Here is a 16,403-nt window from a genome sequence, read left to right as displayed (position 1 = left end):
CGGGGGCTCGTCGCGAGCCCTCAGCCCTCTTCGCCCTCGGGCAGGCGCAGGGTCATCGTCTCGCCGCGGATCCGGATGTCGAAGCGCCCCAGGAAACTCATGCCCAGCAGCACCACGTCGTCGTGGAGGCCAGGGCCGATGGAGCCCCGCACGTCACGGGCGGTGAAGCCGCCGAGGCTGACCTCGTCGAGGCGGGTGAGCCGGCCCCGTACCCGGCCGTTGGCGGTGGAGAACCAGGCCTCGCCCAGGCGGGGCAGCGCCAGCCGGCGTGCCAGGTCGGCGGGCACGGCCACATAGGTGGCGCCGGTGTCCAGCAGCATGGGCACCGGCTCGCCGTTGAGCCGGCCGGTGGCGACGAAGTGGCCGGCGGCGTTGCGCTTCAGGGTGATCTCGTCACCCGCCACGGCATGCACCAGGTGGGCATTGGGGTTCGTCCGCTCCTCGAGCACGCCCTGGAACCACCAGGTGCCGAGCCCGATGAACAGCACCCAGAAGGCCAGCATCATGCCCAGGCCGGCGCGCCTCGCCCCGCCGCGTTCCTCCGCCATTCACCGCCCCTTCGTCATCGCCCTGTGGATATCATGACACTGGACGCGCTCCCCTGCCCATGCTGGGGTGAGCAGCCCTCACCGTCGGGGGTCCCCCCATGGACGATGCCCTCCTTCCCGCCGACGCGCTGGATACCGGCACCCTCTATCGCCTGTTCTCCGGGAGCATCGCCCCGCGCCCGGTCGGCCGGATAGCCGGCACCGACTACGCGCGCGGCACCGATCGCTTTGCCCTCGAGCGGCCCGCCTGAGGCTCAGGCCTGGCCGTTTCGGGCTTCCCACTCCCTCGCCGCCTGCATCCCCCGCCCCTGGCTGACGCCCAGGCAGATCAGGATGGCGACCAGGAACAGGCCAGCGCACAGCAGGATCGAGGCCTGCAGGCCCACCACGGACTGCAGCAGCCCCAGGCCGACGATGCCCACCACGCCGGCGAGCTTGTTGGCCAGCCCCCAGAAGCCGAAGAACTCGGCGGCCTTGCGGGTCGGCGAGAAGAGCCCCACCAGGGCGCGGCTGGCGGACTGGCTCGACCCCAGGCTGAGCCCCGCCAGGCAGCCCACCACCAGGAACAGGTGCTGGGCCTGCCAGTCGAGCCCGAACGTCGCGTTGAGCCCGGCGGTGAGCGAGGGCGTGGCCCAGATGGCCAGGATGGCGGCCACCCACAGGGTCAGGGTGATCAGGTAGGTGACCTTGGTGCCGATGCGGTCCTGGATCGCGCCGAAGCCCAGCGCCCCGGCGGCGGCGGTGATCTGGACGATGATGAACATGAGGTTGCGCACCGTGGCGTCCCAGCCGATCACCTGGGCGCCATAGATGAAGGCGAAGGCGATGATGATGTAGACCCCGGCCATGGAGAACAGCAACGAGACCAAGAAGGTCGCCAGGTCCCGGAAGCGCTTGAGCTCGTGGAGCGTCGTCGAGACGCGCCGCCAGGCGATCTCCCGGTAGGACCGTCCCGGAGGCTGGGGGGTGCCGCGCTCGCGCACCCACAGGAAGGTGGGAATGGCGGTGACCAGGAAGAAGCCGGCGGCGAAGGGGCCCACCCAGCGGATGCGGTCGAAGTTCTCGGTGCTGGCCTCCCCCAGCACCACCAGGGTGAAACCGGCGGCGACCAGCCCGCCCAGGTAGCCCAGCGCCCAACCGAACCCCGAGATCCGTCCCAGCGCCTCGGGCGGGCCCAGGTCGGGCAGGAAGGCGGCGATGAAGGACTCGCCCATGGAGTAGGCGTAGTTGGAGACCACGATCAACACGAGGCCCAGCCAGACAAAGCCGGGGGCGACGAAGTAGAGCAGCGCCGTGGCGGCCACGGTGGCCAGGTAGCTGACGAAGAGGAAGACCTTCTTGGCCGCGCGGTAGTCCATCACCGCCCCGCACAGCGGCCCGGTCACCACCACCAGCAGGTAGCTCACCGCCAGGGCCAGGCTCCAGAGGAAGTTGGCGAGCCGGTAGTCGTCGCCGCGATCGCCGACGATCACGGTGGTGAACAGCTCGCCGAACACCACCGTGATGATCAGCAGGGTATAGGCCTGGTTGGCGAAATCGAACATCGCCCAGCCCAGGATCTCCTTGCGCGAGGCCCAGGGCCTCGCCGGCGCGTCGGCGGTCATCACGCTCATGGGGCATCCCTGTGGAGTGGAGCCGCCAGCCTAGCAGCCGGCGGCGCGGCCGGCACCCTCCGGCGGCCCCTTGAGCTCCACGCGATTGCCCATGGGATCCTCGACGTAGGCCGAGGGCCCGGCGCCCTCGGCACCGCGACGACGCTTCACCTCTCCCAGCACGATGCCGTGGGTGGCGAGCTCGGCCCGCAACCGATCGGCGTCGAAGTGCGCGAGGCGCAGGCAGAAATGGTCCAGGTTATGGCCCTCGGCCCCCGGTGCGGCGCCGCCCCGTCGACCCAGCTCGCCGTCGACGGGCACCAGGTCGATCAGGGCATCGCCGGCGCGCAGCTGCACCAGCCCCAGCGCCTCGTCGTGGCGCTCCACGGCACAGCCCAGCCCCTCGACGTAGAAGTCCAGCATGGCGGCCAGGTCGGTGACCCTCAGCACCAGGTGGTCGATCCCCAGGACGGTCGGCATGGCGCGCCTTCAGACCAGGTCCCGGGGAATGGCCTCGTCCCAGGTCCGGGCATAGATGCGCGTCTCGCCTTCCCAGGCGTCCAGGGTGGCCCGCAGCCGGAAGCTCTCGGCGTCGCAGGTCATCAGGGTGCGGGTCAGGGTGCGCACCTCCCAGTCCCCTCGGCGGAAGCTGCGCTCCCACTCGGTCCAGCCGCTGAGGCTGTCGTAGCTGCCGTAGGAATAGCTGTAGCGCTCGGTGACCCGGGCCGCGATCTCCATGCCGATGTCGTCCAGGCGATAGCGCCCCTCGTCGTTGATCACCTCCAGGGTCGTCTTGTCGTTGGCCAGGTCGCGGATCACCCGCCAGCTCTCCTGGGTCGGCTGGATCAGGGTCTTGGCGATCGGCGGCGCGCCCTCGGGCTCGGCGAAGGCCGGCAGGGCCGCCTCCTCCTCGGGGCGCGGCGCCCGCATGGGCAGGACCAGCCGGCTCCTGCCGGGACAGAGGGTCAGCTTGACCGGCCGGGGCGCCGGCCAGGCCAGCGGCCAGTAGCTGGTGGAGATCGCCAGGCGGATGGCATGCCCGGGGGGAAACTGCTGGGCGATATGCTTCAGCGACACCCGGACGCGGTAGCGCCTGCCCGGTTCCAGGGGCTCGGGGTGCTCGTCGCTGTCGCGGTGGGTGAGGTTCAGCAGGCCATAGGAGACCCGTGTGGACTTGTCGTCCTCGGCGACATCGATCAGCCGCAGGGCCACCATGGCCACCGCCTGGTCGGCCTCGAGTTCCAGCTCGGCCATCGGCTGGCCGCAGATCTCCAGGGCCTGATCGAGGCGCGGCGTCTGGAAGATCAGCGCCCCGCCGTCCTCGTCGCGCTGGTCATGGGGCAGGTCGGGCGGGGCGTTGTAGGAGCACCACTTGCCGGCGAAGAGCCCCACCGACAGCGGCGAGCGCACGGTCAGCACCGCCTCGTCGTCGACACCCTCGGCCTCGGGCAGCAGGTCGTGCCCCACGGTGAGACGGAAGGACGACGGCTGGATATTCGGCGACGGCCAGCTCGGCTCGGCCACCCAGCGGCCCGGGCGCACGTCGTAGCGGGCCGAGGGCGGCACCGATTCCTGCATCCACACCCGCAGCATGGGCTCGTCCATGATCCCGGTGTCCTGGCCCTTGAGCCAGTGATCCCACCAGCGCAGCGAGTCCTGCAGGAAGCCGACGGCCGGCCCGGGCACGCCCAGGTGCGGGTACTTGTGGGCCCAGGGGCCGACCAGCCCCTTGCGCGGCACCTTGAGGCCGGCCAGCAGGCGGAAGACGGCGTTGCAGTAGCCGTCGGCCCAGCCGCTGATGGCATAGACCGGGCAGCGGATGGCGTCGAAGTCCTCGCAGACCGAGCCATGCTTCCAGTACTCGTCCCGGCGCTGGTGCTCGAGCCATTGGGACAGCCACAGGCCGCTGCCGTCGAGACGCTCGAGCCACATCTCCCGCCAGCGTTCCCCGACCAGCTCGGGATCCGGCGGGCAGGCGTTGCCGTCGAACATGGTCGAGGCCCAGGACAGGTTGTCCCCCAGCAGGCAGCCGCCCATGTGGTGGATGTCGTCGGCGTAGCGATCGTCGGTGGAACACAGGGTGATCACCGCCTTGAGCGCCGGCGGGGCCAGGGCGGCGATCTGCAGGCCGTTGAAGCCGCCCCAGGAGATCCCCACCATGCCCACCTCGCCGCTGCACCAGGGCTGTTCGGCCAGCCACTCGATGATCGCCACCCCGTCGGCCAGTTCCTCGGGCAGGTACTCGTCGGTGAGCACGCCGTCGGACTCCCCGGTGCCGCGGATGTCGACCCGCACCCCGGCATAGCCGTGCCCGGCCCAGTAGGGGTGGCTCTGCACGTCGCGGGCGGCGGTCAGGTCCCGCTTGCGGTAGGGCAGGTATTCCAGGATCGCCGGCACCGGATGCTGGTCGGCATCCACCGGGCGCCAGATCCGCGCCGCCAGGCGGGTGCCGTCGGCCATCGGGATCCAGGTCTCCTCCTCCATGACCCGGCAGGGAAACGTCTCGACGATACGCATCCTCGTCCTCCTCGTTCAGCCCTCGATCTCGTCGAACTCGAAGACGAGACGCGCGATCAGGCGGTCATAGTTCTCGAGCAGCCGTTCCGGGGACTCGGCGCCCATCCAGATGTAGGCCAGGGCGTAGCTGTAGCTGTCCTGCTCGGGCAGCGTCGACAGGCGCTGCCCGGGCGTCACCTGCAGCGCGATCACGGTCCCCGGGAAGTCCGCTTCCAGGGCGGCCACTTCCTCGTCACTGGGCACGCGGGTGACCACGGCGTCGACGAAGAACACCCGATGGAAGAACTTGGCCGCCACCGCGTAGTCGCCCTGCCGATGGGGCATGTCGGGCCGCTGACCCAGCGCCAGGTCGATGGTGACCTGCTGGTTGCTGACGCCGTCGACCTTCTCGAAGAGGTCGCAGTGGGACTGGGAGATCCGCGTGTTGATCTCCAGCAGCCAGATGCGGTCCTGCACCTCGTCCCAGAAGTACTCGATGTTGAAGGCCGAGTCGTCGAACCCGATGTGGCGCATCACCCTGTCGGTGAGCTCGCGCATCTTGTCCTGGATGGTATCGGGCAGTCCCGAGGGATAGCGATAGTGGAAGAAGCTCAGCACCTGGGGGTAGCGCAGCGAGTCGACGATCCCGTAGCTGACCACGTCGCCCTCGAAGACATAGCCTTCCACGGTGCACTGCCAGCCGCCGATGATCTCCTCGGCCATGCAGAAATGGCCGTCGACGGCGGCGATCTCGTCCGGCAGCCGGGCGTGCTCGAGCACGGTGTTGAAGGGATCGGCGATCAGGCCGATGTCCTCCCGGAGGCGCTCGATGGCGTGATAGAAGTCCTCGGGGGTGTCGATGCGGAAGCCCAGCCGCGAGCCGGAGGACTTGATCGGCTTGACGAAGAAGGGAAAGTAGAGGCCGGCCTCGCCGATGCGGGTCAGGGCGTCGTCGTCGAAGGGATCGAACGCCGTGAAGGCGGGGATGTGATCGGGGATCACCTCCTTCTGCACCTTGCGGCTCCAGTACTTGTGCTCGCACTTGAGCAGGCTCTCCAGGGAGGTCGAGCGGGTGCCGAAGCGCTCGCAGAGGATCGGTAGCATGGTGGAGACCGGGAAGTCCATGTAGCCAACGATGGCGTCCACGCCGCCGTCGAAGGCTTCCAGGGCCCGGGTGGCCTCCTCCAGCATGGCCGCGATGTCGAAGACCTCGGTGTCGTAGACCGCCTCCGGCGCGATGATGCCGTGAAAGCGATACGCCCCGGCGCCCCTCAGGGTCTCGAGTCGCTCCCGGTTGAAGTCGTTGAGCCCCACCACGAAGACATTGCGCACCCCGGTACTCATGATCGCCCCTTGCGGATGACCGCGCTGGATCGGGAGCGTCGCGGGCCCGTCCCGGATCCTCTCCCTGGCGACGCCGTCGCCTTCTTCGCAGCATAGTCCAGCGGGGAAGGCAGGCGGCGAGGGACGCCTCGCCGCCTGTGGGGCTCAGTTCCCGCGGGCGGTGTCCTCGATCGCCTGGAGGGCGTCCTGGAGTTCCTGGAACAGCGACTGGGTATGCTGGACCACCTCGCCGATGTCCTTGGCCGACGCCGAGGCACGCTCGGCCAGGGCCCGCACCTCGCCGGCCACCACCGAGAAGCTGCGCCCCGCCTCGCCGGCCCGGGCCGCCTCGATGGAGGCATTGAGGGACAGCAGGTTGGTGCGCATGGCGATCTCCTCGATGTCGGCGGCGAACCGGGTGACCCGCTGGTTGGCCTCGGCGAACTCCTCGGTGCGCTTGACCATGTTGTCGCGGTGGGCCACGTCGTCCGCGGCATCGCGCAGGAAGGCGGTGTAGACGATGGTGTCGTCGAGCCGGATGCGAGCCAGCGACAGGCTCGCCCAGGTCGAGGTGCCGTCCTTGCGTACCACCTCGACCTCCCGGGTCTTGCCGACCAGGCGGTCCTCGCCGGTGTCGCGGTTGCGCTGCACGTAGTCGTCGTGATGGTCGCGGATGGCATGGGGCACCAGCATCTTGACGTTCTCGCCCAGCACCTCGTCGCGGACATAGCCCCAGAGCCGCTCCGCCGCGGCGTTGAAGAAGGTCACCCGATTGTGCTCGTCGATGGTGACCACGGCGTTGATGGCCTGCTCCAGGGTGCTCTCCATCAGCGCCCGGAGCTTGCGCTGCTCGGTGATGTCCCGGACGAAGGCGGTGTAGCCCTGGCGCCCCTCGACCACGAAGCGGGACAGCGCCAGGTTGACCCAGCGCGTCTCGCCGTCGAAGCGCACCAGCTGGACGTCGCGGCTGGTACCGACGATGCGGTCGTCACCGCTGCGCCGGTGACGGTCGACGAAGCCGTCGTGCTGGTCGCGAATCGACGCCGGCACCAGGCGGTTGACGTTCTGCCCCAGCACGTCCTCGCGCCGGCAACCCCAGAGCCGCTCCGCGGCGGCGTTGAAGAAGGTCACCCGGTTGTGCTCGTCGATGCTGACCACCGCGTCGAGGCACTGTTCCAGCGCCTGACGGGGCCCCAGGGCGGCTTCGCGACTGGCGGTGATGTCGCGGACCACGGCGGCATAGCCCTGGCCCTCCTCCAGGGTCACCCGGGAAAGGGCGATGCTGACCCAGCACCGTCCCCCGTCGGCGCGCTCCAGCTGCACCTCCCGATGGGTCCCCACCTGGACATCATGACCGGAGGCGCGGTTGGCATCGATATGGTCGCGATGCTCGTCGCGCAGCAGCTCGGGCACCAGACGGTCCACCGGCTGACCGATCACCGACGCCCGCGGCAGTCCCCAGAGTCGCTCGGCGGCGGCGTTGAAGCGCACCACCCGGTCGTCGGCATCGACGACCACCAGGCCGTCCACGGCCTCCTCGAGCACCGCCTCGGCCAATCCACCGCCTTCCTGCGCAGCGTGCCCCTTGGTCGCGTCGGGCAAGGCGTCGGCCTTGCGCCATTTCCGGCTCTTCAGCAGTTGCATGGTTCCTTCCCCCTTGTCGTTATCGCTCGGCGCCATCCCGGCGCCGTGCTGCTCCCGTCCGTCCGGACAGGGTGGCGACACGGCCACAGTATCCTTGGTCGGCCGAAGGGGAATTGACTTTAGGGGGAAGCATCAACGCCTCACGCGATGACCGAACGGGGCCGGGGCATGACGACGAGACGGCGCCTCGTCCGGCGGGAGGCGGGAGCCTGAGCCGGCGTCGACTCAGGGAGGGTCGGACGCCTCGGCGCCCGGCTCCAGTCGATCGATCGCCGTGCGCCCCTCCCGGGAGAGCGCGTCCAGGCGATCGATCTGCTCGGCCAGGCGCGGCAGGGCATCGCGGCGATAGGTGGCGAGGTCGTCGATCGCCGCCATGACGTCGGCGAAGGCGCCCTCGAGGGTCTTGAGGTCGAGGTTCGCCGAGGCCGCCCGGGTCTGGATGTCCACGCCCTGCTGGCGCAGCGCCCGGGCGGTGCCGGCGATGGTCTCGGTGGTGGCGGCGTTGAGCGACTCGACGCGATCCAGCACCAGGCGCTGGTTGGCCAGGGCCAGGGCCACGGTGGCGGCCACGCTGAGCGCCGAGACGGTGACGTTGATGGCGCGATCCACCCCGCGCATCAGCTCGCGGTTGTTGCGGATGATGACTTCCAGGGCCAGCACGCCCTGCTGACACACCGCCTGCTGCTGCTGGAGATCGAGGATGCGCTGGCGCAACGGGAACAGCAGTTCCTCCTCGACGAAGGCGCGGCGGGACGCGTCGGCGATCCCCTCCAGGGCCCGCTCGAGGCGGCGGTCGATCGATCGCCCCAGGGCCACCTGGCGCTCCAGCTGGGCCAGGGTCCGGCGCAGGGCGTCCTGGTCATCGGAGAGGGTCAGGTTGTCGCGCTCCAGCATGTCCCGACCGCCCTGGAGATCGGCGATGATCGCCTCCAGGGCCTGCTGGGCGGTCTCGAAGCGGTGAAAGTAGCGCTGCAGCCGGCTACCGACGCCGGGCAGGCGCTGCAGCACCCGGTCGAGGCGTCCCGGCGTCAGGCGATGATGGCGGGGATCCAGGTCGTCCATGCGGCCACGCAGCTCGACCAGGGCCTTGGCGACCGGCCCGCCGTCCTCGCCGTGCCGGGCGAGCTTGCGCAGCGGCGTCTTGAGCATCTCGCTCTGGCGCGCTGCCTGCTGCTGGAGCTCGAGGCCCATCTCGTCCACCGCCCGGCGCTGCCGATCCGCCGCGCCCTCGCCCTCGGCGTCGAGGGTCTCGGCGACGAAGGCATCGGCCATGGCCGCGAGCTCGGCATCCTCCTCGACTCGCTCGGCCTCGTCCGCCCCCGGCCGCTCGAGTTCATCGGCGATGCGTTCCACCGGGGGCAGCGACAGCGGTCCACCGCCGCCCTTGCGCGCGTCACTCATGGCATGGCTCTCCTTTTCGCGGCTTGCTTGCAGTCTATCGCGACGACCGACCATAGCGCTCGGCCCCGGCGATGAAACGGCGCAGTTCCTCGCAGGCCTGGTCGGCGCCGACCCTGGCCCGCGGCCGGCCGGTGACGATCCGCGACAGGGTCACGCTGGTGTCGTCCAGTGCGGTGAGCGCCGCCTCGTTGCGGGCGGCGAGGCGGCGCAGCGAGCGCTCGGTGTCCTCGATCAGCGCCAGCCGACGGCGCAGGGCACTGGTCTCGTTGGCGGACAGCCGCTCGGCCTCCTCCCCCAGCCGGCGCCGGATGAACGCCACGTCCATGCCCCGCACGCCCTGGGCCTGGGAGGCCATGGCGGCGAAGTTGTCCACCGCCCCCATGCAGACCTCGACCACCAGGGAACGGGCCCGCTCGTAGGCCAGCTCGCCGGTGTCGAAACGCTCGGCCATCACGCCCAGCACGTGCTCGTAGCGGCTGTAGAGGCGATCGACCTGGGCGGCATGATCCTCGCGTCCGGCCTCGAGCAGCGCCTGCTTGACGCGACACAGGGCCTGCACGACCTCGTCGGCGTCCGCCGGCGGATGCGAGGGATCGAGCTCATGGACGCCGGCTTCCCGCGCCGCCTCGGCCTTGCGGCGGGCCGCCTCGGCCTGGAGCATCTCCTCCAGGCGGCGCTTGTGGCGCCGCGCCCGGAAGCGTCGCCAGCGACGCTCCAGGGGGATCACCACGGCGATGCCGGCCAGGCCGGCCAGCCAGCCGGCGAGGCTGGGGTCGAAGCCGCCCCACAGCGAGGTCAGCCACATCGACAGGCTGAGGAAGGGCGCCAGGAAGGCATAGCGCACCACCACCTGCCAGCGGGTGGGGTGCTCGGTGGGCAGGGCCAGGCGAGGGCTGGCCAGGCCGATCAGGCACCAGGGCAGGCAGGTCAGGAACAGGCCATAGGCCGCTCCCTGCAGGAATCCCAGCATGGCGTCGTCGTTCCTCTCTCCATGGCCGACAGCGATGGCGGATAGGCCCATGATGAGGCCAGCGCGGCCATCCCGCCACCCCGCGGCCGGGGGCAGCGAGCGACGATCATGGTATGCTCGATCCTCCGAGGAACATGACACGCCTTCAGGACCGCCTCACCGTGATCGCTCCCGACCCGCTCGCCACCGCCGCCAGCCAGGCCTGGCACCAACGTCTGGGCCAACTGATCCGCAATGCCGGCGGCGGCGGTTTCCCGGCCCTGCTGGAACAGGCGCTCCACGAGCTGGTCGGCTTCGACACCATCCTGATCAACACCTACCAGGGCCAGCACCGGCCGCTGCTGATCCACGACAACTACCCGCCGGAGCGACGGGAGCAGGGCGTCGAGCGCTACCTGAGCGAGGCCTACCTGCTGGACCCCTTCTTCAAGGCCGTCCATGACGGCCTCGATCGCGGCGCCCATCGGCTCCGCGAGCTGGCCCCGGATCGCTTCGAGGGTAGCGACTACTTCCACCATTACTACCGTGCCCTGGGCCTGTCCGACGAGGTCGGCCTGTTCGCCCGGGTCGACGCCGACGTGGTGATGGTGGTCTCCCTGGGCTTCCGCGGCGACGGCCCCCGGGTGACGCGACGCCTCATGCTGGCGCTGCGCCATATCGCGCCGGTCATCGACGCCCTGCTGGGCGAGTACTGGAAATGGCAGGGTCACCGCTTCCAGGCGCGCCTGGCCGAGCGCGAGCCGGTGGAGGCCGCCTTCGACAGCTTCGGCCAGGAGGCGCTGACCCAGCGCGAACGGGAGATCGTGCGGCTGCTGCTGGCGGGCCACTCCACCAAGTCGGCGGCCCGGGAGCTCGACATCAGCGACGGCACCGTCAAGGTCCATCGCAAGCACATCTACCAGCGGCTGGATATCTCCAGCCAGTCGCAGCTGTTCCGACTGTTCCTCGACCATGTGGCGCTGGTCTCTCGACAGCAGGGCCAGTGAAGACCTGCACCCCGGCCGCCGGCGACGTGCCGAGGGCCGGGGTGGTGCTTCGCAAGGGCGCCGAATGTGGAGGGCGTGCTAGGTTCAATCCGCGCTGACACGTTCGACGGTCGGCGCGGCAGGAGCGCGCCACCGCGACGCATCCTCGACCTCGGCGGCACGTCGCCGCTCGCCGCGATACACCAGGATCTCGCCGATCGTCAGGGTGATCACGACGCCACCGCCCACCTGAGCCATGAACACCAGGTCGATGGGTTCGCCGGGCACCCAGAAGAACAGCACGATCGCCGCCCCCAGGATGCCGATGCAGAGCGCAGACAGGGGATAGCTGACCCAGCGTCCACCGGGCAGGCGAAAGACCCCCTCGTGACCGGGATCGCGCCCGCGCAGGCGCAGGAAGGCCAGGTGCATGGCGATATAGGGCATCAGGAACAGGATGGCGCCGAAGGCGAAGATGGTCCAGAACAGCGCTTCGGCGCCGGTCGCCATCACCCCATAGACCAGCAGGATCATCGAGGCGATGGTGCTGGTCGCCAGCGACGCACCGATCGGAGCCCGGTGCACGCGATGCTGCCAGGCCAGCAAGCCGGCATCTCGCCCGCCTGCGCCGCCTCCGCCATCGAGCGATTGCCGCCCAGCGTCCAGGTCACCATGGTCGAGAAGAAGGTGAACAGCGCCGCGCCACCGACCACCATCGCCAGCCACTGCCCCGACGTCGCCTCGCCAAACAAGCGCTGCAGGCTGACCGCGATGATCGTCACCATGTCGATCTCCTCGCTCGGTACTGCCGCCAGCACGCCCAGGGTACCGAAGAGGTAGAACAGCGCCGTCACCAGCGCCGCCATCAGCATGGCGCGCGGCACGTTACGCGACGCCCGATGGATGCGTTCACTCTCGGCGCTCACCAGCTCGATGCCCAGGCAACCGTAGACGATCACCGGAATGTAGCCCAGCCCTGCCAGCGGATCCTCCAGCGCCGAGAGCAGACGAATGTCATTGGCGAAGCCGTGTTCCAGGCCATGCCACAGGCCGCCGGCCCCCAGTGCAAGCACCACGGCGAACTTCAGCGGCGTCCCCAGGTTCGGGATCCACTTGCTCGCGGCGAGCGGCAGGCAGTTGATCGCGGCGGTCAGCCAGCACAGCGCCACGCCCAGCATGATCTGGCCCCACAGGGTCAGGCCGGGAAGATAGAGGGCGCCGACGATGCCGGCGAACATCAGGAAGATCGCCGGCATCCAGAGGGCGATGTTGATCCAGTACAGCCAGGTGATCCTCGCCCCCCAGCGCGCACCGAAGGCGTTGCGCACCCAGGCATAGATACCGCCCTGCTCCGGATAGCGTGTCCCCAGCTCGGCGGTGACCAGCGTATTGGGCAGCATGAAGCACAGGATCACCACCAGCCACCAGAAGATCGCCGACTCGCCGACCGCCGCCGACAGGGCGATCTGGTCGACCAGGAAGATGGCCGAGACGGCATAGAGGGTCACATCCACCCCGGACAGGGTCTTGGTGGGAACAGTCGTCGGGTTCATCGGGAAGCTCTCGTCGTTGTTGTCGTATGAGCGTCGCATCGAGGGCGTCCCTCAACGCTTGTTGGCGGCCAGCACGTAGAGGTACTCCAGGGCCAGGGTGGCGGCCGTCAGGGAAGTGACCTCGGCATGGTCATAGGCGGGGCTGACCTCCACCAGGTCCATGGCCACCGGATCGAGGCCCTGGAGGCCGCGGATCAGCTTGAGGGCGCAGTCGCTGGTCAGCCCCCCGCTCACCGGCGTGCCGGTGCCCGGGGCATAGGCCGGATCGAGGCCGTCGATGTCGAAGCTGAGATAGGCGGGCGCCTCCCCGACCCGGGCACGGATGCGCTCGACCACCGCCGCCGGACCATGCTCGTTGACCCAGGCGGCATCCAGCACCTCGAAGGGATGGTCGTCGCGATCGTAGGTGGTGCGGATGCCGACCTGGATGGAGCGATCCGTGTCTACCAGGCCCTCTTGCACCGCGTGATGGAACATCGAGCCGTGATCGTAACGGGTACCGCCCGAGTAGGTATCGGTATGGGCATCCACGTGGATCAGCGCCAGGGGACCGAAGTGACGGGCATGGGCTCGCAGCGACGGCAGGGTGATGAAATGGTCGCCCCCCAGGTTGAGCAGCCGCTTGCCGGCACCGAGCAGCCGCTCCACATGGGTCTCCAGGTTATCGACCAGGCTCTGGGGCTCACCGTAGCGGAAGCCCAGGTTGCCGCAGTCGGCCACCTTGAGCGCCTCGTCCAGGGCGAAGCCCCAGGGCCAGCGCTCCCCCTCCCAGGCCAGGTTGGCCGAGGCCAGGCGGATGGCGTTGGGCCCCAGGCGCGTGCCGGAGCGCCCCGAGCAGGCCAGGTCGAAGGGCACTCCGGTGACCACGACCTCGGCGTCGCTGCTCACCGGATCGTCGGTGGCGGGGAACTGCATGAAGGTGGAGGCGAGGGTGGCATAGATGCTGGGGGCGTCTTGTTGTTGAGACATCGTCGATCTCCTTGCCGAGTGAGGTGTGTGGCATCGACGATAGGCAGCGTCAGATAATAAATAAAATGCATTGTGATAATGCCTTCATCCATGACAAGAATAATTCATGCAAAACCAACACCTGAGAGCCCTGTCATGTCATCGCTGCGCAACTTCGATCTCAACCTGCTGCGCGTGTTCGAGACCCTGATCGTCGAACGCCATGTGACCCGTGCCGCCGAGAGGCTCCACCTGAGTCAGCCGGCGCTGAGCCATGCCCTGAAGCGCCTGCGCGAAGCCCTGGACGACCCCCTGCTGCTTCGCACCGAGAACGGTATGCAACCCACGCCTCGCGCCCTGGAGCTGCTGCCGAGCGTCCAGCAGGCGCTGGCCCTGGTGCAGGAGAGCCTCGAGCCTCCGGCCCCTTTCGACCCGGCCACCAGCCGCCACCATTTCGTGATCGCCACGACGGACTTCTTCGAGGAAGTGCTCTATCCGCCTTTCCTGGCGCGACTCCGGCCGCAAGCCCCGAACGTCACCTTCGAGATCGCCCTGATCACCGACGAGGTGCTGCAAGCAGGCCTCGAGCGACGCCAGGTCGATCTGGTGGTGGGCCCGGAAGCCGTGACGGGGATGCCTCGAGGCCTGGTGCGGGAAACCTGGATGAGCGAGGACCTGGTGTGCCTGGCCGCTCGCGGCAATGCCGGTATCGAGGAACGGCTGAGCCTGGCTCAGTTCATCGATCATCCTCAGGTGGCCCTGTCCGACATCAGCGGCCTGCAACACAGCAAGGTCGATGCCTGGCTGGCCAGCCAGCATTGCCAGCGCCGCGTGATCTCGCGCAACCTCAACTACATGGCGGCTGCCCGAGTGGTCGCCTCGAGCGACGCCATCATGGTGTTGCCTCGCCAGATGGCGCGGATGTTCGCGAAGATGCTGCCGGTACGTCCCGTCGAACCGCCCCCTGGCATGCCGCGCCTGGACATGCAGCTGATCCAACATCCGCTCTACGCCAAGGAACGGCCCCTGGAGTGGCTGCGCCAGCAGCTGCTGGATTTCGCCCACGACTTCGACACCTCCTCCGCCTTGGCATGAAGGCATGGGAGCGCCGTGACGGAATCGTGATGATTCATGCCTCTCCGGGCATCTAGGTGTGATCTCTCGGTAGGTTGTTCATCCGGAACCTACCCGGACAATTGGAGGTGCGACCCAAACCAACCTCCAGGAGGCCCGGATGAACACCCATAAGAATGCCCGTCTCACAGTGCATGGTCGAGCCCTGCTGGTCCGCCGAGTCATCAGGGAAGGGCTTCGGCCAGCGGAGGTGGCCCAGGCGCAAGGCGTCAGTGTGCGGACGGTCTACAAGTGGGTACGCCGTTACAGGGACGAGGGCGAGGCCGGTCTCCTGGACCGTTCTTCTCGCCCATGCCGTTGTCCTCATGAGACCCCAGACGCGATCCGCGCGCAGGTCATCGCACGCCGCCGGCAGCGCCAGACCTACCGCCAGATTGCCGAACAGGTGGGCATCGGACACAGTACGGTCGCGCGACTCCTTGAGCGCGAGGGGCTGAATCGTCTCTCGGTCTTGGCGCCCGCTCCTCTCGAGAACCGCTACGAGCATGACGCCCCGGGAGAGCTCCTGCACCTGGACATCAAGAAGCTCGGCCGCTTCGAGCGCCCAGGGCATCGTGTCACCGGCAATCGCCAGCAGAACACACGAGGCGCTGGCTGGGAGTACGTCCATGTGGCCATCGACGACCACTCGCGAGTGGCCTTCAGCACCATCCTGCCGGATGAGACCAAGTGGAGCGCTTGCCGTGCGCTGCTGCAGGCCGTGCGGTACTACAGGCGTCTGGGGGTCCACTTTAGCCGGGTACTGACCGACAATGGCGGATGCTACAAGTCCAAGCCATTCCGCCGCCTGTGCCGCCGATTAGGGCTGAAACGCAAGCGCACTCGCCCCTTTACGCCCCGTACCAATGGCAAGGCAGAGCGGTTCATTCAAACCGCCCTGCGCGAATGGGCCTATGCCTGGTCTTATCAGAGCTCAGAGCAACGAGGCGAGCATCTGCCCGCCTGGCTCCACCAGTACAACTGGCATCGGCCACATGCCAGTCTGAATTATCAGCCTCCGATTAGTCGGCTGGGACTTTCCGTGAACAACCTGGTGGGTTTACACATCTAGGGTGAGACGCAAGCCCCCACGAAGGAGCCTCGCCATGTCCCTGTCTCGCTCGTCTCGCCTCGATGCCCTCGGCCTGGCGGCCCTGCCCCTCTGGCTTGCCCTGATCGCCGCCCCCTCGCCCGTCCGGGCCGATGCCACTCCGACCGCCCTGCCGCCCCCGGCCATGACGACACCCATCGCCGAAGCCGACGGCATGCGGCATGCGGTACTCGCGGGCGGTTGCTTCTGGGGCATCGAGGCCGTGTTCCAGCACCTCGACGGCGTGACCGAGGTGGTCTCCGGCTACAGCGGCGGCGAGGCCGCGACCGCCGACTACGACAGCGTCAGCACCGGTCGCACCGATCACGCCGAGGCCGTGCGCATCGCCTATGATCCCCGGCGGGTGTCCTATGGCCGGCTGTTGCAGGTGTTCTTCTCGGTGGCCCATGACCCGACCCAGCTCGACCGCCAGGGCCCGGACTGGGGCCGGCAATATCGCTCGGCCATCTTCTATGTCGACGAGGCGCAGCGTCGGGTGGCCGAGGCCTATATCGGCCAGCTCGACGCCGCCGGCGTCTTCGACCGGCCGATCGTCACCCGTCTCGATCCCCTGGACGCCTTCTATCCGGCCGAGGCCTACCACCAGGACTACGCCTACCACCACCCGAACCAGCCCTACATCGTGTTCCACGACCTGCCCAAGGTGGCGAACCTCGAGCGCCTGTTCCCCGGGGACTACCGGGACACCCCCGTGCTCGACACGACGCCCTGAGAACGAAAAAGGGCCGGCCGCGTCGCC

At 68.7% G+C, this 16,403-nt stretch carries 16 protein-coding genes; 5 read left to right on the top strand and 11 right to left on the bottom strand.

Annotated elements, in window-relative coordinates:
* Positions 1 to 20 precede the first annotated feature (20 nt).
* On the bottom strand, positions 21 to 548 hold the full coding sequence (locus BEI_RS01705) for a retropepsin-like aspartic protease family protein (RefSeq protein WP_097787879.1): 528 nt from the start codon (positions 546 to 548) through the stop codon (positions 21 to 23).
* A gap of 98 nt (positions 549 to 646) precedes the next feature.
* Between BEI_RS01705 and BEI_RS19095 the strand changes: the two genes are divergently transcribed.
* Entirely contained in the window at positions 647 to 799 is a 153-nt protein-coding gene (locus BEI_RS19095) for a hypothetical protein (protein WP_193765141.1), read from the top strand.
* A gap of 3 nt (positions 800 to 802) precedes the next feature.
* Here the strand turns inward: BEI_RS19095 and BEI_RS01700 are convergent, their stop codons facing one another.
* From BEI_RS01700 to BEI_RS01670, 7 genes are all read right to left on the bottom strand, one after another.
* On the bottom strand, positions 803 to 2,161 hold the full coding sequence (locus BEI_RS01700) for an MFS transporter (RefSeq protein ID WP_097787878.1): 1,359 nt from the start codon (positions 2,159 to 2,161) through the stop codon (positions 803 to 805).
* 30 nt (positions 2,162 to 2,191) lie between these two features.
* Entirely contained in the window at positions 2,192 to 2,620 is a 429-nt protein-coding gene (locus tag BEI_RS01695; protein ID WP_097787877.1) for a VOC family protein, read from the bottom strand.
* Between the two features lie 9 nt (positions 2,621 to 2,629).
* Positions 2,630 to 4,657 carry a CocE/NonD family hydrolase gene (locus BEI_RS01690; RefSeq protein ID WP_097787876.1) on the bottom strand — a complete coding sequence of 676 codons (2,028 nt, stop codon included), beginning with the start codon at positions 4,655 to 4,657 and terminating at the stop codon, positions 2,630 to 2,632.
* 15 nt (positions 4,658 to 4,672) lie between these two features.
* Complete coding sequence (locus tag BEI_RS01685; RefSeq protein WP_097787875.1) at positions 4,673 to 5,980, bottom strand: ATP-grasp domain-containing protein; 1,308 nt, start codon at positions 5,978 to 5,980, stop codon at positions 4,673 to 4,675.
* Positions 5,981 to 6,124: 144 nt separating this feature from the next.
* Entirely contained in the window at positions 6,125 to 7,603 is a 1,479-nt protein-coding gene (locus BEI_RS19370; RefSeq protein ID WP_275539480.1) for a PAS domain S-box protein, read from the bottom strand.
* A gap of 225 nt (positions 7,604 to 7,828) precedes the next feature.
* On the bottom strand, positions 7,829 to 9,004 hold the full coding sequence (locus BEI_RS01675) for a toxic anion resistance protein (RefSeq protein WP_097787873.1): 1,176 nt from the start codon (positions 9,002 to 9,004) through the stop codon (positions 7,829 to 7,831).
* 34 nt (positions 9,005 to 9,038) lie between these two features.
* Complete coding sequence (locus tag BEI_RS01670) at positions 9,039 to 9,974, bottom strand: cobyrinic acid a,c-diamide synthase (protein ID WP_097787872.1); 936 nt, start codon at positions 9,972 to 9,974, stop codon at positions 9,039 to 9,041.
* 134 nt (positions 9,975 to 10,108) lie between these two features.
* On the opposite strand from BEI_RS01670, the gene BEI_RS01665 reads away from it, so the two are divergent.
* A complete protein-coding gene (locus tag BEI_RS01665; protein WP_193765140.1) occupies positions 10,109 to 10,960 on the top strand; it encodes a helix-turn-helix transcriptional regulator in 852 nt (283 codons plus the stop codon).
* Between the two features lie 84 nt (positions 10,961 to 11,044).
* On the opposite strand, the gene BEI_RS01660 is transcribed toward BEI_RS01665, so the two are convergent.
* Genes BEI_RS01660 through speB form a run of 3 tightly spaced genes read right to left on the bottom strand, consistent with a single transcriptional unit; the run spans position 11,045 to position 13,461 of the window.
* Positions 11,045 to 11,524 (bottom strand): APC family permease, encoded by a 480-nt coding sequence (locus BEI_RS01660; protein WP_153045750.1) that lies wholly within the window; start codon positions 11,522 to 11,524, stop codon positions 11,045 to 11,047.
* The gene (locus BEI_RS01655; protein WP_097787870.1) at positions 11,470 to 12,531 is read right to left on the bottom strand and encodes an APC family permease; all 1,062 of its coding nucleotides are present in this window, start codon (positions 12,529 to 12,531) and stop codon (positions 11,470 to 11,472) included. Before BEI_RS01655 ends, BEI_RS01660 begins: the two co-directional genes overlap by 55 nt.
* A gap of 12 nt (positions 12,532 to 12,543) precedes the next feature.
* Positions 12,544 to 13,461 carry an agmatinase gene (speB, locus tag BEI_RS01650; protein ID WP_097787869.1) on the bottom strand — a complete coding sequence of 306 codons (918 nt, stop codon included), beginning with the start codon at positions 13,459 to 13,461 and terminating at the stop codon, positions 12,544 to 12,546.
* A 135-nt stretch (positions 13,462 to 13,596) separates the two neighbouring features.
* On the opposite strand from speB, the gene BEI_RS01645 reads away from it, so the two are divergent.
* The 3 genes from BEI_RS01645 (at position 13,597) to msrA (ending at position 16,376) form a co-directional block, all read left to right on the top strand.
* The gene (locus tag BEI_RS01645) at positions 13,597 to 14,535 is read left to right on the top strand and encodes a LysR family transcriptional regulator (RefSeq protein WP_097787868.1); all 939 of its coding nucleotides are present in this window, start codon (positions 13,597 to 13,599) and stop codon (positions 14,533 to 14,535) included.
* A gap of 139 nt (positions 14,536 to 14,674) precedes the next feature.
* The gene (locus BEI_RS01640; RefSeq protein ID WP_097787867.1) at positions 14,675 to 15,625 is read left to right on the top strand and encodes an IS481 family transposase; all 951 of its coding nucleotides are present in this window, start codon (positions 14,675 to 14,677) and stop codon (positions 15,623 to 15,625) included.
* A 34-nt stretch (positions 15,626 to 15,659) separates the two neighbouring features.
* A complete protein-coding gene (msrA, locus tag BEI_RS01635; protein ID WP_097787866.1) occupies positions 15,660 to 16,376 on the top strand; it encodes a peptide-methionine (S)-S-oxide reductase MsrA in 717 nt (238 codons plus the stop codon).
* The last annotated feature ends 27 nt before the right edge of the window (positions 16,377 to 16,403 follow it).

This window comes from Halomonas beimenensis (assembly GCF_002549795.1).
Lineage (GTDB): Bacteria > Pseudomonadota > Gammaproteobacteria > Pseudomonadales > Halomonadaceae > Halomonas > Halomonas beimenensis.
The sequence above is the reverse complement of the archived record's forward strand: the minus strand, read 5'-3'. Positions and strand labels throughout refer to the sequence as shown.

Coding starts and splice junctions, on each gene's coding strand:
- speB (WP_097787869.1), bottom strand. CDS start 13,461: ATGTCTCAACAACAAGACGCCCCCAGCATCTATGCCACCCTCGCCTCC.
- BEI_RS01645 (WP_097787868.1), top strand. CDS start 13,597: ATGTCATCGCTGCGCAACTTCGATCTCAACCTGCTGCGCGTGTTCGAG.
- BEI_RS01685 (WP_097787875.1), bottom strand. CDS start 5,980: ATGAGTACCGGGGTGCGCAATGTCTTCGTGGTGGGGCTCAACGACTTC.
- BEI_RS19095 (WP_193765141.1), top strand. CDS start 647: ATGGACGATGCCCTCCTTCCCGCCGACGCGCTGGATACCGGCACCCTC.
- BEI_RS01655 (WP_097787870.1), bottom strand. CDS start 12,531: ATGCGACGCTCATACGACAACAACGACGAGAGCTTCCCGATGAACCCG.
- BEI_RS19370 (WP_275539480.1), bottom strand. CDS start 7,603: ATGCAACTGCTGAAGAGCCGGAAATGGCGCAAGGCCGACGCCTTGCCC.
- BEI_RS01690 (WP_097787876.1), bottom strand. CDS start 4,657: ATGCGTATCGTCGAGACGTTTCCCTGCCGGGTCATGGAGGAGGAGACC.
- BEI_RS01670 (WP_097787872.1), bottom strand. CDS start 9,974: ATGCTGGGATTCCTGCAGGGAGCGGCCTATGGCCTGTTCCTGACCTGC.
- msrA (WP_097787866.1), top strand. CDS start 15,660: ATGTCCCTGTCTCGCTCGTCTCGCCTCGATGCCCTCGGCCTGGCGGCC.
- BEI_RS01700 (WP_097787878.1), bottom strand. CDS start 2,161: ATGAGCGTGATGACCGCCGACGCGCCGGCGAGGCCCTGGGCCTCGCGC.
- BEI_RS01695 (WP_097787877.1), bottom strand. CDS start 2,620: ATGCCGACCGTCCTGGGGATCGACCACCTGGTGCTGAGGGTCACCGAC.
- BEI_RS01705 (WP_097787879.1), bottom strand. CDS start 548: ATGGCGGAGGAACGCGGCGGGGCGAGGCGCGCCGGCCTGGGCATGATG.
- BEI_RS01675 (WP_097787873.1), bottom strand. CDS start 9,004: ATGAGTGACGCGCGCAAGGGCGGCGGTGGACCGCTGTCGCTGCCCCCG.
- BEI_RS01640 (WP_097787867.1), top strand. CDS start 14,675: ATGAACACCCATAAGAATGCCCGTCTCACAGTGCATGGTCGAGCCCTG.
- BEI_RS01665 (WP_193765140.1), top strand. CDS start 10,109: ATGACACGCCTTCAGGACCGCCTCACCGTGATCGCTCCCGACCCGCTC.